This is a genomic window from Brevibacillus sp. FSL K6-0770 (genome assembly GCF_038000275.1).
GTDB classification, from domain to species: domain Bacteria; phylum Bacillota; class Bacilli; order Brevibacillales; family Brevibacillaceae; genus Brevibacillus; species Brevibacillus parabrevis.
Genome location: NZ_JBBOBQ010000001.1, coordinates 1,634,402 through 1,657,636 on the forward strand (window position 1 = coordinate 1,634,402; position 23,235 = coordinate 1,657,636).

The 23,235-nt window shown below is 53.0% G+C and carries 21 protein-coding genes and 1 riboswitch; of the genes, 18 read left to right on the plus strand and 3 right to left on the minus strand.

The features are described 5' to 3' along the window. Window positions 1-137: 137 nt before the first annotated feature. Window positions 138-2,051 (plus strand): threonine--tRNA ligase, encoded by a 1,914-nt coding sequence (gene thrS, locus NST23_RS08045; RefSeq protein WP_122963126.1) that lies wholly within the window; start codon window positions 138-140, stop codon window positions 2,049-2,051. Between the two features lie 89 nt (window positions 2,052-2,140). Here thrS and NST23_RS08050 read toward each other — a convergent pair whose 3' ends face one another. Beyond that, on the minus strand, window positions 2,141-3,871 hold the full coding sequence (locus NST23_RS08050) for a methyl-accepting chemotaxis protein (protein WP_122963127.1): 1,731 nt from the start codon (window positions 3,869-3,871) through the stop codon (window positions 2,141-2,143). Between the two features lie 148 nt (window positions 3,872-4,019). Next, window positions 4,020-4,102, minus strand: a riboswitch (cyclic di-GMP riboswitch). Between the two features lie 188 nt (window positions 4,103-4,290). Here NST23_RS08050 and moaA point away from each other — a divergent pair. The 12 genes from moaA (at window position 4,291) to leuB (ending at window position 15,991) form a co-directional block, all read left to right on the plus strand. Next, window positions 4,291-5,316: a GTP 3',8-cyclase MoaA gene (gene moaA / locus NST23_RS08055; protein ID WP_173596208.1), complete on the plus strand. Its 1,026-nt coding sequence runs from the start codon at window positions 4,291-4,293 to the stop codon at window positions 5,314-5,316. Between the two features lie 262 nt (window positions 5,317-5,578). Further along, window positions 5,579-6,082, plus strand: a complete 504-nt coding sequence (gene infC / locus NST23_RS08060; protein WP_005829338.1) for a translation initiation factor IF-3 — start codon at window positions 5,579-5,581, stop codon at window positions 6,080-6,082. Window positions 6,083-6,112: 30 nt separating this feature from the next. Next, window positions 6,113-6,310: a 50S ribosomal protein L35 gene (gene rpmI, locus NST23_RS08065; protein ID WP_012685334.1), complete on the plus strand. Its 198-nt coding sequence runs from the start codon at window positions 6,113-6,115 to the stop codon at window positions 6,308-6,310. Window positions 6,311-6,401: 91 nt separating this feature from the next. Further along, window positions 6,402-6,761 carry a 50S ribosomal protein L20 gene (gene rplT / locus NST23_RS08070; RefSeq protein WP_063228701.1) on the plus strand — a complete coding sequence of 120 codons (360 nt, stop codon included), beginning with the start codon at window positions 6,402-6,404 and terminating at the stop codon, window positions 6,759-6,761. 270 nt (window positions 6,762-7,031) lie between these two features. Beyond that, window positions 7,032-7,265: a hypothetical protein gene (locus NST23_RS08075; RefSeq protein WP_173596209.1), complete on the plus strand. Its 234-nt coding sequence runs from the start codon at window positions 7,032-7,034 to the stop codon at window positions 7,263-7,265. 154 nt (window positions 7,266-7,419) lie between these two features. Further along, on the plus strand, window positions 7,420-8,121 hold the full coding sequence (locus tag NST23_RS08080; RefSeq protein WP_173596210.1) for a phosphoadenylyl-sulfate reductase: 702 nt from the start codon (window positions 7,420-7,422) through the stop codon (window positions 8,119-8,121). Between the two features lie 22 nt (window positions 8,122-8,143). Further along, on the plus strand, window positions 8,144-9,295 hold the full coding sequence (gene sat, locus NST23_RS08085) for a sulfate adenylyltransferase (protein WP_173596211.1): 1,152 nt from the start codon (window positions 8,144-8,146) through the stop codon (window positions 9,293-9,295). Between the two features lie 607 nt (window positions 9,296-9,902). Then, complete coding sequence (gene ilvB / locus NST23_RS08090; RefSeq protein WP_173596212.1) at window positions 9,903-11,639, plus strand: biosynthetic-type acetolactate synthase large subunit; 1,737 nt, start codon at window positions 9,903-9,905, stop codon at window positions 11,637-11,639. A gap of 1 nt (window position 11,640) precedes the next feature. Beyond that, window positions 11,641-12,147 carry an acetolactate synthase small subunit gene (gene ilvN / locus NST23_RS08095; protein WP_063228706.1) on the plus strand — a complete coding sequence of 169 codons (507 nt, stop codon included), beginning with the start codon at window positions 11,641-11,643 and terminating at the stop codon, window positions 12,145-12,147. Window positions 12,148-12,204: 57 nt separating this feature from the next. Beyond that, window positions 12,205-13,227, plus strand: a complete 1,023-nt coding sequence (gene ilvC, locus NST23_RS08100) for a ketol-acid reductoisomerase (RefSeq protein ID WP_122963131.1) — start codon at window positions 12,205-12,207, stop codon at window positions 13,225-13,227. Window positions 13,228-13,283: 56 nt separating this feature from the next. After that, on the plus strand, window positions 13,284-14,819 hold the full coding sequence (locus NST23_RS08105) for a 2-isopropylmalate synthase (protein WP_122963132.1): 1,536 nt from the start codon (window positions 13,284-13,286) through the stop codon (window positions 14,817-14,819). 77 nt (window positions 14,820-14,896) lie between these two features. Then, a complete protein-coding gene (gene leuB, locus NST23_RS08110) occupies window positions 14,897-15,991 on the plus strand; it encodes a 3-isopropylmalate dehydrogenase (RefSeq protein WP_173596213.1) in 1,095 nt (364 codons plus the stop codon). Between the two features lie 75 nt (window positions 15,992-16,066). On the opposite strand, the gene NST23_RS08115 is transcribed toward leuB, so the two are convergent. Next, window positions 16,067-17,413, minus strand: coding sequence for a TrkH family potassium uptake protein (locus tag NST23_RS08115; RefSeq protein ID WP_173596214.1), 1,347 nt, complete (start codon window positions 17,411-17,413; stop codon window positions 16,067-16,069). 93 nt (window positions 17,414-17,506) lie between these two features. Beyond that, window positions 17,507-18,949 (minus strand): aminotransferase-like domain-containing protein, encoded by a 1,443-nt coding sequence (locus NST23_RS08120; protein WP_173596215.1) that lies wholly within the window; start codon window positions 18,947-18,949, stop codon window positions 17,507-17,509. Window positions 18,950-19,141: 192 nt separating this feature from the next. Between NST23_RS08120 and NST23_RS08125 the strand changes: the two genes are divergently transcribed. From NST23_RS08125 to NST23_RS08145, 5 genes are all read left to right on the plus strand, one after another. Then, the gene (locus NST23_RS08125; RefSeq protein ID WP_173596216.1) at window positions 19,142-19,648 is read left to right on the plus strand and encodes a MogA/MoaB family molybdenum cofactor biosynthesis protein; all 507 of its coding nucleotides are present in this window, start codon (window positions 19,142-19,144) and stop codon (window positions 19,646-19,648) included. A gap of 133 nt (window positions 19,649-19,781) precedes the next feature. Next, entirely contained in the window at window positions 19,782-21,560 is a 1,779-nt protein-coding gene (locus NST23_RS08130) for a B12-binding domain-containing radical SAM protein (protein WP_173596217.1), read from the plus strand. Further along, the gene (locus tag NST23_RS08135; protein WP_229049854.1) at window positions 21,523-22,011 is read left to right on the plus strand and encodes a DNA alkylation repair protein; all 489 of its coding nucleotides are present in this window, start codon (window positions 21,523-21,525) and stop codon (window positions 22,009-22,011) included. The genes NST23_RS08130 and NST23_RS08135 overlap by 38 nt, the downstream gene beginning before the upstream one ends. A 178-nt stretch (window positions 22,012-22,189) precedes the next feature. Continuing rightward, window positions 22,190-22,807: a DedA family protein gene (locus tag NST23_RS08140; protein WP_063228714.1), complete on the plus strand. Its 618-nt coding sequence runs from the start codon at window positions 22,190-22,192 to the stop codon at window positions 22,805-22,807. Window positions 22,808-22,810: 3 nt separating this feature from the next. Next, complete coding sequence (locus NST23_RS08145) at window positions 22,811-23,170, plus strand: DUF1294 domain-containing protein (protein ID WP_122963137.1); 360 nt, start codon at window positions 22,811-22,813, stop codon at window positions 23,168-23,170. The last annotated feature ends 65 nt before the right edge of the window (window positions 23,171-23,235 follow it).

Below are 23,235 nucleotides of genomic sequence, written 5' to 3' on the forward strand. Positions count from 1 at the left end.
TCATGAGGAGTCTGTTTCGGTGTTCCTTTTTATGCAAACAGACTTGAACTAGGGTGGTACCGCGAGAATGCACTCGTCCCTTTTTGGGATGGGTGTTTTTTATTTTCTCAAAAACAAACAGGAAGGAAGAATCCAAGGTGGCACAAATTAACGTAACATTCCCAGATGGCGCAGTTCGTCAGTATGATGCTGGGATCACCATCGAAGAGATCGCAGGCTCGATTAGCGCAAGCCTGAAGAAAAAAGCAGTAGCCGGTAAAAAAGACGGCAAAGTGGTGGATTTGTACACGCCACTTGAGGATGATGCAGCGATTGAAATCGTCACTCTCGATACACCGGACGGATTGGAAGTATATCGCCACAGTACCGCTCACTTGCTCGCCCAGGCTGTACGCCGCATCTACGGCAGCGAAGTGAAATTCGGTATCGGTCCCGTGATTGAGGATGGCTTCTACTACGATATGGATATTCCGGTAGCACTCTCGCCAGAGGATTTGGGCAAGATCGAAGCCGAAATGGAAAAAATCGTGAAAGAAGATTTGCCGATTCGCCGCAGAGTGGTGAGCCGCGATGAGGCGATTCGAATCTTCTCCGATCTGAACGATCACCTCAAGCTGGAACTGATTCGCGATCTGCCAGACGAGGCTACCATTACTTTGTACGAGCAGGGCGAGTTTTTCGACCTCTGTCGCGGCCCGCACTTGCCATCGACTGGCTTCATCAAGGCGTTCAAGCTGATGAGTGTAGCAGGCGCATACTGGCGCGGAAAAGCGGAAAACCAGGTGCTGCAACGCGTATACGGTACAGCTTGGCCGAAAAAAGCCGACATGGATGAATATCTGCACTTCATCGAAGAGGCGAGAAAACGCGATCACCGCAAACTGGGCAAAGAGCTGGGATTGTTCATGTTCTCCGAAGAAGCTCCAGGCATGCCGTTCTACCTGCCATACGGCTTCACTGTCCGCAACGAGCTGGAGCAATTCTCCCGCCGCCTGCAGCAGTTGGCGCAGTACACAGAGGTGCGCTCTCCGTTCCTCATGAACGAGCGTCTCTGGAAAGAGTCCGGCCACTGGGATCACTACAAGGAAAACATGTACTTCTCCGAGGTCGAGCACGCGACTTATGCGCTGAAGCCGATGAACTGCCCTGGACACATGCTGATTTACAAAAATGCGATGCACTCCTATCGCGACCTGCCAATCCGCTACTCCGAATTTGGTCAGGTGCACCGCCACGAGTATTCCGGTGCGCTGAACGGCATGCTTCGCGTTCGGACTTTCTGCCAGGATGACGCGCACGCCTTCGTTCGTCCTGACCAGATCCAGAACGAAATCAAGAGCATGATTCAACTGATCGATAAAATTTACAACGTCTTCGGCTTCGAATACAGCGTAGCGCTCTCGACTCGTCCAGAGGATTCCATGGGCTCCGACGAACTGTGGGAGACTGCGGAAAGCTCCTTGAAAAAGGTGCTGGAAGACTTGGAAATGCCTTACGAGATCAAAGAAGGCGACGGCGCTTTCTACGGTCCGAAGATCGACTTCCAAATTACTGACGCGTTGAAACGCCGCCACCAATGCGGAACGATCCAGCTCGACTTCCAGATGCCAGAGAAGTTTGACCTGACTTATATTGGCCAGGACAACGAGAAGCACCGTCCGGTTGTCTTGCACCGTGCGATGTACGGCTCGATGGAGCGCTTCATCGGCATCCTGATCGAGCACTATGCCGGGGCGTTCCCAGTATGGCTGACTCCGGTTCAGGCTCGCCTGATGAACATTAGCGAAGTGCACATTCCTTATGCAGAGCAAGTCAAAGAAAAACTGCAACAAGCAGGAATCCGCGTGGAGCTGGATGCGCGCAACGAAAAAATCGGCTACAAAATCCGCGAAGCGCAAGTGCAAAAAATCCCGTACATGCTGGTCATCGGTGAAAAAGAGATGGCTGACGGCACACTGTCTGTTCGCAGACGTGGCGTAGGCGATGAAGGTGCCATGACTGTGGATGCCTTCGTGGAAAAAATCCGCGCTGAAATCAACGAAATGAAGTAAAAACAACAAAACGGTCATGAAAAAGGGCAGTCTCTTCCGCGATGAAGAGAACTGCCCTTTTTGCTTTTTTCGTGATTCGTGAAAGGAAATTACAGAGCGGACTCCAGGCGGGACAACAGGGAGACGACCTCGCTCGATGCCTCCTGGAGCAAGAGATACGTTTGCTGCGCTCCCGCCAGATCTTGAGCCTGGTACTGCTCGACGGCTTGCTTGGCGTAAGCATGAACCATCCGGTGCGGCTCCTCAAGCTTTTTGAAGATCGGATTGTTTCGCACTTGGGCAGACAACTCGCCATAGTACCAGTTCCCGAGACGGCATGTGTGGTGGGAGCCCATTTCGCTTGCGTTCAAGTGCTCCAAGCCCAAAAACATGTTGTAAATTTTCCATTTCCACAGAAGATGGTCGGTTTTTGCCACGCGGACGATGTCTTTCGAGCTGAGCTTGACGTTGATCGTAAAGAATGTTTTGCGGTAATCGTCCATTTTTCGGCTCAATTCCAAAATCAGCTGGGCCGTATCCTTGGCGATTTCCTGCGAATGCGCGCTCAAGTCAAAAATCGTGGAGTTGCGGCGGGCAATGTCCGTTACGGAAGAAGCCTGCTCCTCGGTCATGGCGGCAATTTGCGAGGTCGATTGGCTGATTTCCTGCATCGCGGTCACAATTTTGTTCAAGGCGACGTCAGCGTATTGGGCCTCACTCACACAGCGCTCAACCAGTTTGCCTGTATCGTCCATTTGCTGGGTCACCTGATTGGAGACATGCTGCAACGATGCCATATTGGTTGTAATTTGGCTGATTTGTTCTTTTGTATGCTCGGCCAATTTGCGAACTTCCGAGGCGACAACCGCGAAGCCGCGCCCCTGGTCGCCTGCCCGCGCAGCCTCGATACTGGCGTTGAGGGCGAGCAGATTCGTTTGCTCGGCGATTTCCCGAATAATATGCACGACATCCTGGGTCTGGTGAATCTCCTGATCGAGCTTGTTGACGCGGCCCATGACCTCTTCGAAGACGCGCCCGACTTGCCGGATGTCTCCCAGTGCGGCATTGATGATCTGCCTGCTCTGTTCTGCGGAGTGGACGGCATCGTCCGTTCCTTCCGCCACCTTGATAGCGTGGTTGGCCACTTCCTGAATGGAAGCGCTCATTTCTTCCGTAGCTGCTGTCACGCTGTGGCTTTCCTCAATTTGTTCGTCCATGCCCGAGATGAGCTGTTTGGTCGTATCGAGCTGTGTCATATGATTCAACATGTCGGAGATGCCGAACAAAAATGATTTGAACGTCTCTTCCATATATACTTCCACGATCAGTTGCTGATCGAACGCTGCCAGTTTTTGGACGGATGTGACCATTTGCATCATTTGATGCGGCTGATGGCTCCATTTTTCCATCAAGATCGATGTCATGATCTGAATCAACATATGATGAGCGGAGATAAAATGATCGGCTGTCAGATGAATGCGGCTGTGAACTTGTCCAATCACAATTCTCGTCTTCACGTATTCGTAATCCACATTCGCCTGCAGAAACTGTTCAAGATACAACTCCAATGTGTGTTTCAATTTTCCTAGTGTTGAGTGGTCGAGAATCAGTTTTTGCAATTGATCAACAGCCGTGATTGCGCCGTAAAATTGGTCGACAATCTTCGCTTTAAAGGGCGAAAGCGTTTCGGCAGCATTTTTGACATGGGCGAGCGTGTCTTGATCCACCCCTAAAAAGGACAAGCGCTCCTTTACTCGTTCTCCTACTTGATCGATGTCAGTCGTGTGAGAGGATTTTACGTACTCTGTCCATGGCTTTGTTTTCTTCGTAAAAAATTGCATGCAGACCTCCGGATTCTTTGCTTTTCTCTTTTTTAGTCGTTCGCTTCAAAACGGGGGAAGAGAGCATACGTCAATGGTGCTTTGGTGAGTGAATTGGCGATAGTGGACACGACAAATGTTCTGGGATAAAATAAACCGACCCTACAGCAATAATAGGGTCGGTTGCACTACTCACTCCCAGCCATTCAAGTGCCCACATACAAATCGCTGATCATCGCTTCCACTTTCAGTTATACAATTTCACAATATATAGTCATATTAGCTTATATTAATTCAAAAAGGGAATAGCAAAAATGAGCTATTTACACTTTCAAGCAAAATATTATGGTTTTGCATAGGAACAACCAGGCGAAAGTGCAGGAAAGCTATTACGCCCGATCGTGGATATGATACGCTAGGAAAAAGGAGAGTGACAGCCAATGCCAGAGCAGTCGCCACTCGTTGATACACGAAATCGCCCTCTCCGCGATTTGCGTATTTCCGTGACAGACAAATGCAATTTTCGTTGCAGATACTGCATGCCTGCGGAAATTTTTGGACCGGACTTTGAGTTTTTGCCGCAGCACAAGCTGCTTTCATTTGAAGAGATTGTTCGACTGACCGACATTTTCGCCTCGCTTGGCGTCCAGAAAATCAGAATTACAGGCGGAGAGCCGCTCATGCGCAGAGGCTTGCCTGTGTTAATTGAAATGATAAAAAAAGTAGCAGGTATTCACGACATCGCTATGACCACCAACGGTTCGTTGCTCGTCCGCCACGCGCAGGCTCTGAAGGAAGCAGGACTTGACCGCGTGACAGTCAGTCTCGACAGTCTGGACAACGAGCGGTTCGGCACATTGAACGGCAGGGGCTATCCGGTAGAAGCTGTGCTGGACGGCATACGGGCGGCGGCTGAAGCAGGTCTTGGCGTGAAAATCAACATGGTCGTGCAGCGGGGAGTGAATGACCAAGATATTTTGCCGATGGCCAAATACTTCCGCGAGCAGGGGCATACTTTGCGCTTCATTGAATTTATGGATGTCGGAAACTCCAATGGCTGGAAGCTGGATCAGGTCGTGCCGTCCAGCGAAATCGTCCGCATGATTCACCAGGAGATGCCGCTTGTTCCGATCGAGGCAAATTACTTCGGGGAGGTCGCTTCGCGCTATCGCTACGAGGACGGGGATCAGGAGATCGGGCTGATTTCTTCTGTGACGCAAGCTTTTTGCTCCACCTGTACCCGCGCCAGGCTGTCCGCAGAGGGCAAAATGTACAACTGCTTGTTCGCTTCTGCGGGAGAAGACTTGCGCGAGCCGCTGCGAAACGGAGCGAGCGACGATGAGATCAGAGCGCAGATTCAGACGATCTGGAGCAAGCGCGATGAACGATATTCAGAAGAGCGGCTGGATGAGACGCCTGGCCTCGTAAAACGTCCCAAGGTGGAAATGTCGCACATTGGAGGATAGTGTGTGATAAGCCTTGACAAAGACAACTCTAACCTGTATCATGAATTGAGTGTATAAACACTTCATACTTCGAGAACAAGCAGAGGCGCCCAGCTTCTCACCTGCGTCGACGTCTTCCACGACTGTTGACAGGTAACTCTTATGCAAAGATCCTTGGATCTGATGAAATTGCTTAGGTGAGATATGTGCGGGCGCAGATGCGTTCGCACATTTTTGTTCCTTCTCGAAATTGACGGAGGTGGCAAGTATTAGCAAGGATCAAATGTTAATCAACGAAGCGATCCGTGCCCGTGAAGTCCGTTTGATCGGTGCTGACGGGAGCCAATTGGGAGTCGTACCTTTTAGGGAAGCGTTGCGCATTGCCCAGGAAGCCGAACTGGATCTGGTAAACGTTGCTCCTACAGCCAAACCGCCTGTTTGCCGTATCATGGACTATGGAAAGTTCAAGTACGAGCAGGCGAAAAAGGAGAAAGAAGCGCGGAAAAACCAGAAGATCATCGAGCTGAAAGAAGTGCGTTTTTCGTCTAACATCGAGGAACACGATTTTCAAACCAAGCTTCGCAACGTCCGCAAGTTCTTGGAGGATCATCACAAGGTGAAGTGTACGATCCGTTTCCGTGGACGTGAAATCACCCACTCCGAAATCGGCCTTGGCGTTATGGAACGTGTGGCTGCCCAGTGTGAAGATCTCGCTACGCCTGAGCGTAAACCGAAGATCGAGGGCCGCAGCATGATCATGATTCTGGCTCCGAAAGCGGAAAAGTAAGATAGTAGTTTAGACAGGAGGATTTTTCAGATGCCTAAAATGAAAACCAACAAGGCTGCTGCGAAACGTTTCAAAAAGACTGGAAGCGGCCAATTGAAGCGCGACCGCGCATTTGGTAGCCACTTGTTCGCTAACAAATCGACGAAAGCGAAGCGCCACCTGCGCAAAGCTGCACTCGTTTCCAAAGGCGATCAAAAACGTATTGAGCAAATGCTCACTTACCTGTAAGTTTTTGTATCACTACACACATTACGCAGCATGAGCTCCCTAAGCGCCTAGCAGTAGGCCGCCATGCTGGAAAGACCAGGAGGAGTTTAGTATGCCAAGAGTAAAAGGTGGCATTGTTACACGCCGTCGTCATAAGAAAATTTTGAAGCTGGCGAAAGGATACTTCGGTTCCAAACATCGCCTGTTTAAATCCGCTAATGCGCAGGTAATGAAATCCCTGCTTTATGCATACCGTGATCGTCGTCAAAAGAAACGCGACTTCCGCAAACTGTGGATCACTCGTATCAACGCGCAAGCTCGCTTGAACGGTCTGTCCTACAGCCGTCTGATGCATGGCCTGAAAGTGGCTGGCATCGAAGTGAACCGCAAAATGCTGGCTGATCTGGCTGTTAACGACAAAGCTGCTTTCAACGAACTGGCAACAGTTGCAAAAGGCAAGCTGAACGCTTAATCGGCTGCATCACGAGCCGACCTTTTCCCCGTGGGGAGATGGTCGGTTTTTTTGCGTATAAAGGTCTTTCCCTTTTTCCATCCGCAAGACAGCAAGTATCGGCAAAAAGCAGCCAAACGGCTTTTGCCGCCAAAAAATGGGCGTGGGACGTAGAAGAACTTCCGTCTCAGGTTGGAGAGAAAAACAATCTTCCGTCCGTGTCGGAGGGACTGCCTCCTGCCATACAATAAAAAGTGTCAAAGGAAAACATTGGATAGGGAGAGATCATATATGAAAAAACAAAAATGGATGATGATGATGGGTGCTACGGCGGTTGTTTGTTCGGCGTTGTTCGTTCCGGGAGCATTTGCCAAAGAAAAAGACGATGTCTATGTAGCACCGGTCGTTTTCACGAAAGGCGCACCTCTTGTGCAAAACGTGGATCAGGTCAAAAATACGATTCCTACCAGCAGCACATTTATTATCCCGCCTGCCAAAGAAGACGTGAAAGTAGAAAAGAAATAACAGCGAAATACCGCGAGAAGCGATCAGGCATAATGTCTGGTCGCTTCGTTCATTTTGGCGTGGCCGATGCAGTTTTGTCGGCAGGACGAATCTCCACTTCCGGATTTTCAACATATGATGGTGGGTGAATCCTAGCAGGAAGGGAGTTTCGCTGATGAGCAATCGCCAGAGGATGGCGGATGAGGAATTGCAGGTATGGGCATACCGGATGGAAGCCAAATTGCCACAGGACGTGCTGGTTCTGGCGGTAGAAAACTTTGCAGGCAATCTCGTCCTCGCCTCAAGCTTTGGTGCCGAAGATGTAGTGCTGATCGACATGCTGCATAAACTGGCGCCGACCATACCTGTCTTTTATCTCGATACGAACAAGCATTTTGCCGAAACCTACGAGACGCGGGACAAACTGCAAGAGCGTTACCAGACCAAGTTTATCCAGGTGTTGCCACAGATGACGCTGGCTGAGCAGGAAGAGAAGCATGGAGAGAAATTATGGGAAACGGACCCGAATCTTTGCTGCCAAATTCGCAAGGTAGAGCCATTGCAGCGGGTTTTGTCCGGCTACGACGCGTGGATTACAGGAATACGCCGCGATCAGGCGCCGACACGCGCCCATGCGAAAAAAGTGGAGTGGGATGACAAATTCAATCTGGTGAAGTTTAATCCGCTTGCGGACTGGACGATGGATCAGGTGTGGGAATATATACATGCAAATCAGGTCCCTTACAATCCGCTGCATGATCGCCACTATCCGAGCATTGGCTGCAGTGTGTGCACCCGGCCTGTCCTCCCGGGGCAAGATCCGCGTGCAGGGCGCTGGGCCGGCTTTGACAAGACCGAGTGCGGTCTGCACAAGTAGGAGAGGAAGAGGGGGAGTTGGCATGCAAACGATCTTGCCGCACGGCGGAACACTTATCAATCGGCTGGTGAACCAGGCGGAAGCGGCAGACAACGCAAGTGTCAAAAAAGTGATCACGATAGACGAATGGACCTTGTCCGATCTCGATTGTTTGGCGATTGGCGCCTTTTCGCCGCTGACAGGCTTTATGAACGAGGCAGACTACCGCTCTGTCGTCGAGACGATGCGGCTCGCAGACGGGACAGTGTGGCCTTTGCCAGTAACACTTGCTGTCGATCCGCTCGCGCATGCGGACATTCAGCCGGGAGACAGGGTGCTGTTGCGCGGGGAGGATGGGGAGAATTATGCGGTTCTTCACGTGCAAAGCTGCTATGAGCCGGACAAGGAACGGGAAGCGAGACAAGTATTTCGCACGGCCGATCAGGCGCATCCGGGCGTGAAAAAGCTTGCCCAGAAGCCGGGCCTGTATGTGGGCGGCCCTGTGCAAGTGCTGAAAAGACCGAGGCCAAAGCGTTTTGCCGAGTATTATTTGACGCCGCAAGAAACGCGAGAAAGCTTTGCCAGACAAGGCTGGAAAACAGTGGTCGGCTTTCAGACGAGAAATCCGGTCCACCGGGCGCACGAGTACATCCAGAAAGCGGCGATGGAGATCGTTGACGGGCTGTTTCTCAACCCGTTGATGGGGGAGACGAAGTCGGACGATATCGATTCGCAAGTGAGAATGAAAAGCTATCTCGCCCTGCTGGAAAATTACTATCCGAAACAGCGCGTGCTGCTCGCCGCCTTTCCGGCAGCCATGCGTTATGCGGGGCCGAGAGAGGCGGTTTTTCACGCGCTCGTCCGCAAAAACTACGGCTGCACGCACTTCATCGTAGGCCGCGATCATGCAGGAGTCGGCGATTACTACGGGACGTATGACGCGCAGCACATCTTTTCTGCGTTTGAGCCAGGCGAGCTGGGTATCCAGCTTTTGTTTTTCGAACACAGCTTTTACTGCACGGCTTGCCAGGGGATGGCGACCGCGAAGACTTGCCCGCATGACGCGAGCTTGCACCTGACGCTTTCCGGGACAAAAGTGCGCGAATTGCTGCGCAGCGGCAAGACTCCGCCCCCGGAATTTACCCGCCCGGAAATCGCCAGCATTTTGATCGAGGGTCTGCGCGAACAGAGATAAACGTGTTCCCAAAACAGGGGGAAGGGACGGCAGTGCCGTTCCGTTTCCTTGTCCAAAACGGGGACAAGCCGGAACAAAAATGTATCCGCTTTCACGCAAAAACCGCGCCGTTCCGCCATTTTCTATTGAGCACTCGTTCGGACGAAAGTCTAGTAAAATCTTTTTGTTTTCGTTGACACCCCAAAAGTGCCTAGCTATAATCAGACGTAACACTTTATTTTCTGACAACAACAATATTAGAAATATTGTTATAATAGCAGGCTATGACGAGGATGGTGCACGTCTCCCCTTTTACAGAGAGCCCTGATTGCTGAGAAACGGGTATCGGGTACGTTGCATTGCTCACCTCCGAGCTGTTTTGCTGAAATGTGCGTAAAATCACATAGTAGGCAAAACCGATTAACACCCGTTAGCGTGTTACAGTCCGCATTTATTGTGACTGGCTGAGATCGGCTGACCGTGAGGCGCCGATAAAGTTGGGTGGTACCGCGAACCCTTTCGCCCCAAAAGACATGGAAATCGAACCGTGTCGGGGCGAAAGGGTTTTTCTATGTGTCTATAGGTATTGTTTATAGGTACCTGTTGAGAAGTGGGAGGAGGAGAGGAAATGAGTGTTGAAATGGCCGAATTGCAGAAAAAGAACGGCATGCCACCGATCCAGTTCGGTGAGGAAGTGACAGGAGCAGAAACGCTTCTGCGCTGTTTGATCCTGGAGCAGGTCGAGTACATTTTCGGCTATCCAGGCGGAGCGGTTCTCCCGATCTACGATTCCTTGTACGGGAGCTACTTCAAGCACATTTTGACTCGCCATGAGCAAGGCGCTATCCACGCTGCTGACGGATATGCCCGCGCCACTGGCAAACCGGGCGTATGTATCGCCACTTCCGGGCCGGGGGCGACCAACCTCGTAACGGGAATTGCGACAGCCCAGATGGACTCGGTTCCGCTGGTGTGCATCACCGGAAACGTAGCCCAGTCGTTGATCGGAACAGACGCGTTCCAGGAAGCGAACATTACAGGGATCACGATCCCGATTACAAAGCACAGCTACTTCGTCCGCGATATCCGCGATCTGCCGCGCATCGTGAAGGAAGCGTTCCACATCGCAACGACAGGACGTCCGGGTCCGGTGCTCATCGATATTCCAAAAGATGTGGCGAATGCGACAGCGCCGTTCACCTACCCGGACAAAGTCGAGATTCGCGGCTACCGCGACACGCTCGTGCCGACAGACGAAGAAGTGCAAACATTTGTTACCGCGATTGGCGAAGCGAAGCGCCCGGTCATTTTGGCAGGCGGCGGCATCATCGCCTCGAAAGCCGAAGCAGAGCTGCTCGCTTTTGCCGAAAAGGCTCGCATCCCTGTCATCAACACTTTCATGGGTCTTGGCGGTTTCCCTGGAACGCACGAATTGGCGCTCGCCATGCCGGGCATGCACGGAAACTACACCGCCAACCAGGCGCTGCTGAACGCAGACTGTGTCATCGGGCTGGGCGCGCGTTTCGATGACCGGATCACGATGGGCCGCACAAAAGAATTTGCGCCGAAAGCTCGCATCGTTCACGTCGACATCGATCCGGCAGAGCTGGGCAAAAACGTGGAAACAGCCGTAACGGTGGCCGGAGATGTCAAAAGCACCCTGGCCAAAGCGATTCCGGTTGCCCGCACTTGCGATTCCGAAGCGTGGATCAGCCAGTTGAAAGAATGGCAAGCCCAGTATCCGTACAAGTACAAAAAAGACGGCGACGTGCTGAAGCCGCAAGCAGTCATCGAGCTTCTGTACAGCTCCACAGATGGGGAAGCGATCGTCACAACAGACGTTGGACAACACCAGATGTGGACAGCACAATACTACAAGTTCAAGCATCCGCGCTCGTTTATCTCTTCCGGTGGCCTCGGCACGATGGGCTTCGGCTTCCCGGCAGCGATCGGCGCACAGATCGCGCATCCTGATCGCACAGTAATTTCAGTGGTTGGCGATGGCGGCTTCCAGATGACAAACCAGGAGCTGGCGATTGTCTCCCAGTACAACATTCCGGTGAAAGTCGCGATTGTGAACAACCAGTGCTTGGGGATGGTTCGCCAATGGCAGGAATTGTTCTACGACAATCGTTACAGCCAAATCGATCTGACGTGCAGCCCGGATTTCGTCAAACTGGCGGAAGCGTACGGAGTCAAAGGATTGCGTGCAACCACACCAGAGGAAGCGGAAGCGGTTTGGGCAGAGGCGCTCAAGCATGATGGGCCAGTCGTAGTGGACTTCCGCGTCGCGCAGGAAGAAAACGTATATCCGATGGTAGCGTCAGGCGACACATTAGATCAGATGGAATTGGGGGACGATTAGGATGCAACAACATACCATCGCCGTACTCGTCAACGATCACCCCGGCGTTTTGACCCGAGTCGCTACCTTGTTCGGGCAGCGCGGCTATAACATCGACAGCATCACGGTGGGCGGAACAGAAGAACAAGGTCTGTCCCGGATGATTATTACCACAGGCGCAGATGACCGTCAGATCCAACAACTGATGAAGCAACTGCAAAAACTGATCGATGTCATCTCGGTGACGAACCTCAGCGAAAATCCTTATGTTTCCAGAGAGCTGGCGCTGATCAAGGTAAGTGCTTCGCCAAGCCAGCTGGCAGAGCTGAACGGGATCGTCGAGCCGTTCCGCGCCGCGATCGTCGATGTCGGGCCGACTTCGCTGATCGTGCAAGTGACGGGTGACACCGAAAAAATCGACGCGCTGCTTGTCCTTTTGCAAAGCTATGGGGTACTCGAACTGACCCGCACCGGATCAGTAGCGATGGCGCGCAGTATTGTTCCAGCAACAGCCGCAGCAACGGTTTAAATTGCAAAATTCAGAATAGAAATTCAAACTAAACGATATTTCAGGGAGGCTACACAAATGGTAAAAATGTATTATGAAGCGGACGTAAACAAAGAGGTACTGCGTGGCAAAACAATTGCGATCATCGGCTACGGCAGCCAAGGCCATGCGCAAGCACAAAACCTACGCGACAGCGGTTATAAAGTAGTAGTAGGTCTGCGCCCCGGGAAATCCTGGGATGTAGCGGCTAAAGACGGCTTTGAAGTTTTGACGGTAGCAGAAGCAACCAAGCGCGCTGATGTTGTGCAAATCTTGATGCCAGACGAGCGCCAGGCGCAAGTGTACCGCGACGAGATCGCGCCAAACCTGAAATCCGGCGCAGCACTGTGCTTCTCCCACGGCTTCAACATCCACTATGCGCAAATCGTGCCGCCAGCAGACGTTGACGTCATCATGTCCGCTCCGAAAAGCCCTGGTCACCTCGTTCGCCGCGTATACCAAGAAGGCTTCGGCGTACCTGGTCTGATCGCGATCTATCAGGATGCGACTGGCAATGCGAAAGACCTCGCTCTGGCCTACTCCAGCGGAATCGGTTGCACCAAAGCAGGCGTAATCGAAACAACCTTCCGTGAAGAGACAGAAACAGACCTGTTCGGTGAGCAAGCGGTATTGTGTGGCGGAGCAAGCGAGCTGGTAAAAGCAGGATTCGATACGCTGGTAGAAGCAGGGTACGCCCCTGAGATCGCCTACTTCGAGTGCTTGCATGAGCTGAAGCTGATCGTCGACCTGATGTACGAGGGCGGTCTGGCTCGCATGCGCTACTCGATCAGTGACACAGCGGAATACGGTGACTACAGCACAGGCCGCCGCATCATCACAGACGAGACTCGCAAAGAAATGAAAAAAGTGCTGGCTGAAATCCAAGACGGTACTTTCGCTCGCAACTGGATCTTGGAAAACCAAGCGAACCGCCCTGGCTTCACTTCCCGCCGCCGTCTGGAAGCAGAACACGGCATCGAAGTAGTAGGTCAACAACTGCGCGGCATGATGTCTTGGCTGAACAAAGACACGAAAAAAGAAGAAGCGAAAATCGGTCAATAAGGATCGTTACAAAGAGACATATATAATGTAGGAAAAAATGTGGAGGTGAAAAGTTCATGCGGACCATTGAGATTTTTGATACGACATTACGTGATGGGGAGCAGTCTCCGGGCGTCAACATTAGCACGAACGAAAAGGTGGAGATCGCCCTCCAACTGGAAAAGCTGGGCGTAAACAGAATTGAGGCCGGCTTCGCGGCTGCTTCCCCGGGCGACCAAAAGTCTGTGGCCGAAGTGGCGAAGCGGGTGAAAAACTCCACCATCGTAAGTCTCGCACGTGCCGTCAAAGACGACATGGATAAGGCGTACGAAGCGCTGCGCAACGCGCAAAACGCATCCCTCCACGTCTTTCTTGCAACCTCTCCGATCCACCGCCAGTACAAACTGAACATGAGCAAGGAGCAAGTCCTTGCTCGTGCGGTGGAGGCAGTCACGTATGCGAAAAAGTATTTCACGGAAGTACAATTTTCTGCTGAGGATGCAGCGCGTACAGAGATCGACTTTTTGGCCGAGGTAGTGGAGGCAGTCATCAAGGCTGGGGCTACGACTGTCAATATTCCGGACACGGTTGGCTACATGACGCCTTATCAGTACGGAAACATTTTCCGCGAGTTGAAAAAGCGCGTGCCGGCTACAGACGGAATCCGCCTGAGCTGTCATTGCCACGATGACCTGGGAATGGCTGTCGCGAACAGTTTGGCAGCGGTAGAAGGCGGGGCGACCCAAGTGGAAGGCACGATCAACGGGATCGGTGAACGCGCCGGCAACGCTGCCTTGGAAGAAGTCGCGCTCGCTCTTGAGACTCGCAAAGATTACTACCAGGCGACAACCAAGCTGCACTTGAAGGAAATCGCGCGGACCAGCCAGTTGGTGAGCCGTTTGACGGGAATGATCGTGCCGGGCAACAAGGCCGTCGTAGGAGCGAACGCTTTTGCGCACGAATCCGGTATCCATCAGGATGGCGTTTTGAAGGAAGTTACCACCTACGAGATTATTCGTCCAGAGTCGGTCGGCTTCAAGTCAAACAAACTGGTTCTCGGCAAGCACTCGGGCCGTCACGCTTTCAAGGAAAAGCTGGTGGAACTGGGCTACCACCTCGACCAAGAGGAAGTAAACGCCGCTTTTGCCGCATTCAAAGCATTGTGCGACAAGAAAAAGGAAATTACGGACGACGACATTCTTGCCTTGATCGATACCAAAATCGTTCGCGGCCAGGAAGCGTTCCAGCTGGAATCGGTTCAACTCGCCTACGGCAACATTTCCGTGCCGACCGCCAGCGTTCGTCTCAAGCGGGCTGACGATTCGGTCGTAGAAGAAGCAGCGATTGGCAATGGTTCCGTCGATGCGATCTACAAAGCGATCGACCGTGCGACTGGAGAAGAAGTCACTTTGATTGACTACAAAATTCTTTCGGTTACGCATGGCCAGGATGCGCTCGGCGAAGTGTATGTCCGTCTGCAACAGGGCGAGCTGACGGTTACGGGCCGTGGAGTCAGTACGGACGTGCTGGAAGCGAGCGCGATTGCCTATATACGCGCCATCAACAAAATTTTGGAGCGTCGCGGGGAATCGGTACCAGTGGCTGTGAACTAGAAAGAAAGCGTATTGGATAGGAACAGGAACCAGCAAGGAACGAAAAACCATTACAGAAAAGAAATGCGGGATAAACGATGAAGAAAAACTATCGCATCGCCGTTCTTCCTGGTGACGGTATCGGACCGGAGATCATGCAGGAAGCAGTCAAAGTCCTTCAGCTTGTAGGAGAGCGCGAAGGCGTTACATTTACGTGCGAGGAAGGCCGAATCGGTGGAATTGCCATCGACACGGACGGAACTCCTTTGCCGGAAGCAACCATCACATTGACGAAGCAAGCTGACGCTGTGCTGCTTGGCGCAGTAGGCGGACCGAAGTGGGATCAAAACCCGGGACATCTGCGCCCGGAAACTGGCCTCTTGGGCATTCGCAAAGCGCTTGGATTGTTTGCCAACATTCGCCCGGCGACCATGCACAGCTCGCTCGTCGACGCCTCTTCGCTCAAGCCTGAAGTGGTTTCCGGCGTAGACCTGATTGTCGTGCGCGAGCTGACTGGCGGCATTTACTTCGGGGAGAAAAAGCGCTACGACGGCCCGAACGGAGAAGTAGCGGAAGATCAGTGCATCTACAACGAAGCCGAAGTGGAGCGAATCATCCGCGTGGGCTTCGATATCGCCCGCAAGCGTCAAAAACGTCTCGTCTCCGTCGACAAAGCGAACGTCTTGGAAAGCTCCCGCCTCTGGCGCAAAGTAGCCGAGCGTGTTGCAGCCGACTATCCTGACGTGGAGCTGTCGCATCAGCTGGTCGATTCGTGCGCGATGCAGCTTGTTCGCGCACCGAAGCAGTTCGACGTCATCGTGACGGAAAACATGTTTGGAGACATTTTGAGCGATCAGGCGGCTATGCTGACCGGATCGATCGGAATGCTCGCTTCTGCCAGTCTGGCAGCGGGAAGCTTCGGTCTGTACGAACCTGTGCACGGCTCCGCGCCTGATATTGCCGGAAAAGGCATTGCCAATCCGCTGGCGACGATTCTTTCCGTAGCGATGATGCTTCGCCTCTCGCTCGGCATGGATGAGGCTGCGGCAGCGGTCGAGAATGCCGTGTGGGCCGTTCTTGAGGCCGGACACCGCACAGGCGATATCGCAGCAGATCCGAGCAAAGCGATTGGCACCGTGGCAATGGGCCAACTGGTTCGCGACGAGCTGTCCAAACAGTTGCAGCATAAGTAAGCAAAAGCACGAAAAAGATGAAAAACCCTGCCGCAGCGTCCCAACGGACAACTGGCAGGGTTTTCGTTCGTTCATTCAACCGATCGTGATTTTGCCTTTTGGATAGCGGAAGTATTCTTTCTGCCTGCGTTGGGCCAGTGCGAATGCGATCGTCAGCGGCCCGACCCGTCCTGCAAACATTGTCAAAATGATCAGCGTTTTGCCGATCGGGGAGAGACTGGGGGTCAGCCCCATCGATAGCCCGGTCGTGGCGAAAGCGGACGTGACTTCGAACAAAATCATTTCAAAACGTGCGCCTTCTTCGGTAATGGACAGAGCCATCGTGACGGCCATGACGATGAACAACCCGGTCATGGTCACGGTCAGCGACTTGTAAATCATGTGCGGCAAAATGCGTTGCCGGAAAAAGATGACGTCTTCCTTCCCTTTGATCTGGGCGATGACCGCACCGATGAGCGTGGCAAACGTCGTCGTCTTGATCCCGCCCCCGGTGGAACCGGGAGAAGCCCCGATGAACATCAGCAAAATGATCAGGAACAGCGAAGACTGGCGCATGTCGCCGATGCTCAGCGTGTTCGACCCGGCCGTTCGCGCCGTCACAGACTGATAGAGCGAGCCGAGCACTTTTCCGAGCATGGAGAGCGGCTGCAACGTTTTCGGGTTCGTATACTCCAAAATGAAGATCAGCACCGTACCGCCCAGTACCAAGAGGGCAGTCGTGGACAAGACGACTTTGGTATGCAGCGACAGGCGGCGCGTATGGCGATATTCGTACAGATCGCTGACGACGATAAAGCCAATCCCGCCGAGAATAATCAATAAGCATACGACGAGCGTGACGAGCGGATCGTCTACATAGCCCGTCAGGCTGGCGAAGTCGCCCATCAAGTCAAAGCCGGCGTTGTTGAAATTGGAGATGGCGTGAAAAAAGCCAAAGTAGATCGCTTTTGGCAAAGGAAAGTCGAAGGCGAACCGGATCGAAAGCAAAACCCCGCCGATCAGCTCTGCCAGCGCGGTGAAAATCAGGATCATTTTGGCCAGACGGACGACGCCTTCCATCGTCATCTGGTTCAGCGACTCTTGCAAGATAAGTCGCTCGCGCAACGAGATTTTTTTGCGCATGATCAAGGAAAAGAAAGTGGCGACGGTCATGAAGCCAAGACCGCCAATTTGGATAAGCGAGAGGATGACCATCTGACCGAAAGTCGTAAAGGTCGTTCCGGTGTCCACGACGACCAGACCTGTCACGCAGGTGGCCGAAGTGGCGGTGAACAGAGAATCAAGCCACGGCAGTCCTTGTCCGTTGACGGTAGCGCTCGGCAGGGTCAACAGGAATGTGCCGAGAAGGATAATCAGGGCGAACCCAAGGACGAGTGTTTTCGGGGGATCAAGCTGTAGCTTGTCAGTCCATTTTCTGATCATGTAGGTCATACCTCGACTTCTTTATACGATTGTGAATGGTTTGATGCGAGAAAAACTCGGTATTTCCTTAGTATGGCGTTTCCCCTGAAAAAATTACCGCAAAAGGGCGGCCCCCAGACGATGCAGCCAGTGCTTCAGTTCGCGCTCCTCCAGCGGGGCGAGCGGAAACCGGACAGCAGGGCGGCGCTTGGTGTCGTCAGGCTCGTCAGCTACCCGAAAAGCATGGCCGCACGTAAGCTCAAGCCCTTCTTCCCGCAGGATGGTTACGACCCGCTCTTCCAGCTCGGTGGCGTTCGTAGTCGGATTTCCCCATTCGATCCACGTATTCAGCCCGCCGGAAATCGGATACATCCGGGCGTGGGACGGCAAAGCCTGCTGTTTTTCCTTCCAAAGCCTAAGGAAGCGGGATTGGAACAAAGCGCGGTGATCCGGCAAATACTTTTCGTAAAACCAGGGATCGCCGAGGAGTGTAACGGCTGCCTCTACGACCAAGAGCGATGGCTCCGCGCCTGTCATCGAGACAATCTGTCTGTAGCGCTCCAGCTCCTCTTCGGCAAAATCAGAAGGCAGCATCAGGACGCCGAGTTGCAGATCGCGCGCCAGCGTCTTGGACAGAGAGTGCAGGTAGTACACGTCGACAGGGCTTTTTTGCTGAAAAGCCATCTCGTAAATCGGCTTGCTCGGCTCCTCGAACCACAAGTCGCCGTAGTGGTCGTTTTCCACGATGCGCACGCTGTGGCGTTCGGCCCAGGCAAGCAGTTCTTCCTTGCGTTTCAGCGAGTAGCTGATCCCGGTAGGAAAATGATAGTGCGGATTGATCAAGAGCCAGTTGGCCGGGTAGTGCTCCTGTTCCTGATCGAGTGCTTCTATGCTGACTCCTTCGTCGTCGAGCCGAATCGGACGCACCGTGATGCCGCACTGACTGAGCAAGCGCAAAAAGACGGGGTAGCTGTATTCCTCCACGTAGACGACATCGCGCGGATTCATGATGCGCTGGGCGAGAAAGGCGAACCCGCTCGTACTCCGGTTGAACAGCAGCACGCGTTCAGGGGAGTGCGGCAAGCCTCTTCTGCTCAGGTGATCGGCAAATACTTTGGCGGCTTGGGCGCGGCGGAGTTTCTTTTGCGCCGAAGGTTCGTCCAGTACGGCCAGGCTCTCGTAAAAGGCGCCGCGCAGTCGCTTGACCAGCTCTTCGCCAGGGCGGGGAGAAGAGTCGGCGAGCGAAGCGATCGGAATGTCGGTGAGCGGCAGGCGGCTTTCCAGACGCGCTTCTTTTGCCAGTTGCGTCAAGTAGTAGCCTTTGCCGTGCACCGCCTCCAGCCAGCCTTCCAATGCGAGGTGATCGTATGCTTTTTTGACGGTTTCCAGCGAGCAGCCGCTGACGGTTTTCATATCGCGAAGGGAAATCAACTGCTGACCGTCTACAAGAAAGGCTCCGCGCAGAATAGCTGTTTTCAGTTGCTCGGCTAGTTGCACATAAATGGGCGTGTGGGATTGCTTGTGAAAATGGAACGAAAAAAATGGGCGTTCTGCCATCCGGGGACGCCTCCTTGTCTGTCGAAAATAGCTGTCATCAGCATTATATCGAAAACCGCGCCATCTCGGGTAGCAGAAGTGTGAAAAACGTCGAGAGGTTTTCACGGAAATCGCGCGGTTGAGCCGTACCGGATTGAGGGAAAATGGTAGAATGAGAGAAAATGCGCCAGCAGGAAAAGGGGAGGACGCAAAATGAGCACACAGGAGCACAAGGCATTGTCGCCCAAACACGTAACGTGCATGGTCATCACCGTGTCAGATACGCGGACCGAAGAGACAGACAAGAGCGGACAATTAATGAAGCAACTGGTGGGCGAAGCAGGTCATCACGTTGCCCTGTACCAGATCGTGAAGGACGAGCCTGCCGAGGTGATCGCAGCTATCGAAGCAGGAGTGGCGCATCCAGACGTGCAGGTCATTTTGCTCAACGGCGGGACAGGCATATCGCCGCGCGACAACACGTTCGAAGCGGTGCGCGGCTTGCTGGAAAAAGAAATGCCCGGCTTTGGCGAGCTGTTTCGGATGCTGAGCTTTACGGAAGATATCGGATCGGCGGCCATGCTCAGTCGCGCAGTCGCGGGCACCCGGGGAGGAAAAATGATCTTCTCCACGCCTGGATCGACAGGTGCGGTCAAGCTGGCGATGAATCGCCTGATCGTGCCGGAACTGGGGCATGTCGTGCGAGAGTTGAATCGCTGATCAGAACAGGATTTGCCGTGTTCTTGTCTCGTGTGGTACTGTTACGAAAGGAAATCGCTCGGTTTTCCACCGACTGTCGCAGCACAGATGGTTGGTGGCATGGCCGGATTGTGCAAGGAGAGTAGACTCATTCATGAAGATTGTATTATCGACCTTAAATGCCAAGTTCATTCACTCCTCACTGGCTTTGCGCTATTTGCGCAGCTACGCCCAGGAAGCTTTTCCGGGCATCGAGCTGGTGGAGTATACGATCAACGACGTGACGCTCAACATCGTGGCGGACATCTACAAGCGACAGCCCGATCTCGTCGCCTTTTCCTGTTATATCTGGAACATCCGCGAGACGTTGGACGTGATCCGCACATTGAAAAAAATATGTCCCGATGTTCCAGTGATTCTCGGAGGGCCGGAAGTGACTTACGATGCGGACGAATGGATGAAAAAGCATCCGGAGATTGATGTCATCGCCATCGGAGAAGGGGAGCAGACTTTTCTTGCGCTGCTGCAAACCTATCAGGAGGCGAAAAACAGCGGTCAGCCTCCTCGCCTGCGGGATGTAGCGGGAATCGCCTATCGCGACGACGAGTACGTTCGCTTTTCCATGCCGAGAGCACAGATTGAAGAGATGGATGCGATTCCGTCGCCATTTGTGGATCATCTCGACGAACTGAACAATCGCGTCGTCTATTTCGAGGCATCCCGGGGGTGTCCGTTCAAGTGTCAGTACTGTCTTTCTTCTATTGAAGATGGCGTGCGCTACTTCAGCCTGGAGCGGGTGAAGGAAGACTTGCTGCGATTGATTCAGCATGGCATCAAAACGATTAAGTTCGTTGACCGTACGTTTAATATCAATAAAAAGTATGCGTTGGAGATTTTCCAGTTCCTTATCGACAATCACAACGGCACCGTTTTTCAGTTCGAGATTACGGCAGACATTTTGCGTGCGGACGTCCTGGACTTTTTGACGGAAAATGCGCCTCCGGGGATTTTCCGCTTCGAGATCGGCGTCCAGTCTACCAATGACGAAACAAACCGCCTGGTGCAGCGCATCCAGCGCTTCGACCGTCTGTCCAGAACGGTTACGCAAATCAAGGAATCGAAGAAGATCGACCAGCATCTCGATTTGATCGCGGGCTTGCCGGAGGAAGACTATCACTCCTTCCGCAAGACGTTCAACGATGTGTTTGCCCTGCGTCCGGAGGAGCTTCAGCTCGGCTTTTTGAAAATGCTGCGCGGAACCGGAGTGCGGGCGCGCGCTGCCCAACACGGCTATGTGTTTATGGATGAAGCGCCTTACGAGATTTTGGGCAACAACGTGCTGTCTTTTGCGGATATGCAGAAGATCAAGCGGGTGGAGGACGTGCTGGAGAAATACTGGAACGCGCACCGGATGGATCTGACCTTGGAATGGCTTTTGGCCAATCAGTTCGAGACGGCGTTTGACTTCTTCCAGACGTTTGGCGACTATTGGGAAAAGCAAGGCTGGAGCCGCATCGGGCATCAGCTGGAAGATTTGTTCACTCGCTTGCAGTCCTTTTTGGAGCAGCAAAAGGTCGAAGGGCTGGAACACGTGCTCAGCCTGATGAAATTCGACTACCTGCGCAACCAGAAGCATCGCCCGCGCAAGCTGTGGTGGGAGGATATCATGGACAAGGAAGCGATGCAGCTGACGTATGCTGCCGTTTACGAGCAGCGCGACCGTTTGCGCGAAGACTTTGCCGCGCATGCTGCGCTGGAAAAAGACTACTTCAAGCACACCGTAACGGCGAAAGTGACCTTCGATGTGGAGAAGTGGATGAGAACCGGAGAGATTATCGAAGGCGATTTTACCCTTGTCGTGTACTATCCGTATAAAAAAGAAGAAACGAACGATTTTGCTGTCGTCACTTCTGCCGTTCACGCTGCTGGCTGAGCGCGAGTATCAATACGTGGCGATGGACTTGCTGGAGAAGCGAAAAAAGCAGCTGACACCTGAGCATCTGCCGTGGATCGTCCACTGGATTACTACAAAGTCGTGGTGGGACACGGTCGACTATTTGGCGGCTCATACCACAGGCAAGCTGTTTTCCCTGCATCCCGGGCTGATCCGGCCGAATGTGACAGCGTGGGTGCAAGGAGACGACATCTGGCTTGCGCGAACAGCGATCCTGTTCCAGCTGTCTTATAAGGCCAAGACCGATCAAAAGCTGCTGTTTTCCCTGATCGAGTCGGGTGCAGCGTCCAACCAATTTTTCATTCAAAAAGCGATAGGCTGGTCCCTGAGGGAATACGCTAAAACAGAACCCGAAGCAGTGCGTGGCTTTGCAGAAAGGACTGTGCTGTCGAACCTGAGCAAGCGAGAGGCGCTCAAACACCTTGGTTGATCGGCGCGTCGTGTTGTCCATGATTTCTTCGCTTGATAAAAATGGTTCATCTATTGCAAAATAGACAAGTACCTTTTTGCATGTTCACACGTAATAACTAAGAGTCACATACTGCGCGCAGCCACTGCCCGTCGACTGAAATTTTGCCGCCAGTGGCAAAGATAGGGGATTTTGCCTCATGGAAATCAACCTGCTGATGTCAATCATCGAACAATACGGCTACGTTGCGATTTTTTTCCTGCTCTGGCTGGGGATTGTCGGCTTGCCCATCCCGGATGAGCTGGTCGTCGCCACGGGAGGTTTTCTCGCCTCGATTGGCCTATTGGACCCGTTCTACTCGTTTTTGGCCGGGTACATGGGAGTTGCTTCCGGATTGACCATAGGTTTTTTATTAGGAAAATACTTTGGGAAGCCGATCTTGCAATGGCTGTCCAAAAGCGAAAAGATGAGACATGCTGTAGAGCGATCGACAGGCTTGCTGGAGAAATACGGCACGACAGCCTTGTGCATCAGCTATCTCTTTCCGGTTGTCCGCCACGTCGTGCCTTATTTGGTGGCGCTGGGAGGCATGACGTACCGCCGCTATGCCTTGCTGTCGTATCCGATCGGGCTTGTCTGGACGATTGCTTTTTACTTTCTCGGCTATGTATTCGGAAACAACGTAGAGGCGATTATCGGGATGATTCGCCAGTACGGGTTTTACGCGTTGCTGGTCGTCGTGGTGGGACTGGCCGCCTGGTTGATCGTGCGCAAGCTCATCATCAGCAATCGCGCGTATCGGGCCAAAGGAGAATAAGCGATGAGACTGGAACAAGTGGCAACGCACAGGCGCAATCGCAATCTGGTGCTTGCGCTCGCCTGGCTGCTGGTGCTCGGAGGGTATTTCAGCTTCGAGCCGTTTGTCACGGCAGCGGGCGCTCTGATTGTGAACGGCTACGCCTGGTTTCTGATGTACACGGACAAGCGTCTGGCAAAAAGGAAAAGCTGGCGGATTCCCGAGGCCAGCCTTCTGCTCGTCGCTTTTCTCGGAGGAGGACCGGGGGCACTGGCGGGGATGCTGTTGCACCGCCACAAAACCCGGCATGCCTCCTTCCTGTTTTTTGTCCCACTGTTTTGTCTATTGCAAATCGCGCTGGTCGTCTGGATCGGCAGACAATAAGGCAAGAACCTCGTGTGCAACGAATGACGCGAGGTTCTTTTTTTGTTTTCCCATAATGAAAACGC

Coding starts and splice junctions, on each gene's coding strand:
- NST23_RS08145 (WP_122963137.1), top strand. CDS start 22,811: ATGAGACTGGAACAAGTGGCAACGCACAGGCGCAATCGCAATCTGGTG.
- NST23_RS08075 (WP_173596209.1), top strand. CDS start 7,032: ATGAAAAAACAAAAATGGATGATGATGATGGGTGCTACGGCGGTTGTT.
- ilvB (WP_173596212.1), top strand. CDS start 9,903: ATGAGTGTTGAAATGGCCGAATTGCAGAAAAAGAACGGCATGCCACCG.
- NST23_RS08125 (WP_173596216.1), top strand. CDS start 19,142: ATGAGCACACAGGAGCACAAGGCATTGTCGCCCAAACACGTAACGTGC.
- NST23_RS08120 (WP_173596215.1), bottom strand. CDS start 18,949: ATGGCAGAACGCCCATTTTTTTCGTTCCATTTTCACAAGCAATCCCAC.
- NST23_RS08140 (WP_063228714.1), top strand. CDS start 22,190: ATGGAAATCAACCTGCTGATGTCAATCATCGAACAATACGGCTACGTT.
- sat (WP_173596211.1), top strand. CDS start 8,144: ATGCAAACGATCTTGCCGCACGGCGGAACACTTATCAATCGGCTGGTG.
- NST23_RS08105 (WP_122963132.1), top strand. CDS start 13,284: ATGCGGACCATTGAGATTTTTGATACGACATTACGTGATGGGGAGCAG.
- NST23_RS08130 (WP_173596217.1), top strand. CDS start 19,782: ATGAAGATTGTATTATCGACCTTAAATGCCAAGTTCATTCACTCCTCA.
- moaA (WP_173596208.1), top strand. CDS start 4,291: ATGCCAGAGCAGTCGCCACTCGTTGATACACGAAATCGCCCTCTCCGC.
- infC (WP_005829338.1), top strand. CDS start 5,579: ATGTTAATCAACGAAGCGATCCGTGCCCGTGAAGTCCGTTTGATCGGT.
- ilvC (WP_122963131.1), top strand. CDS start 12,205: ATGGTAAAAATGTATTATGAAGCGGACGTAAACAAAGAGGTACTGCGT.
- NST23_RS08080 (WP_173596210.1), top strand. CDS start 7,420: ATGAGCAATCGCCAGAGGATGGCGGATGAGGAATTGCAGGTATGGGCA.
- NST23_RS08050 (WP_122963127.1), bottom strand. CDS start 3,871: ATGCAATTTTTTACGAAGAAAACAAAGCCATGGACAGAGTACGTAAAA.
- ilvN (WP_063228706.1), top strand. CDS start 11,641: ATGCAACAACATACCATCGCCGTACTCGTCAACGATCACCCCGGCGTT.
- rpmI (WP_012685334.1), top strand. CDS start 6,113: ATGCCTAAAATGAAAACCAACAAGGCTGCTGCGAAACGTTTCAAAAAG.
- NST23_RS08115 (WP_173596214.1), bottom strand. CDS start 17,413: ATGATCAGAAAATGGACTGACAAGCTACAGCTTGATCCCCCGAAAACA.
- rplT (WP_063228701.1), top strand. CDS start 6,402: ATGCCAAGAGTAAAAGGTGGCATTGTTACACGCCGTCGTCATAAGAAA.
- leuB (WP_173596213.1), top strand. CDS start 14,897: ATGAAGAAAAACTATCGCATCGCCGTTCTTCCTGGTGACGGTATCGGA.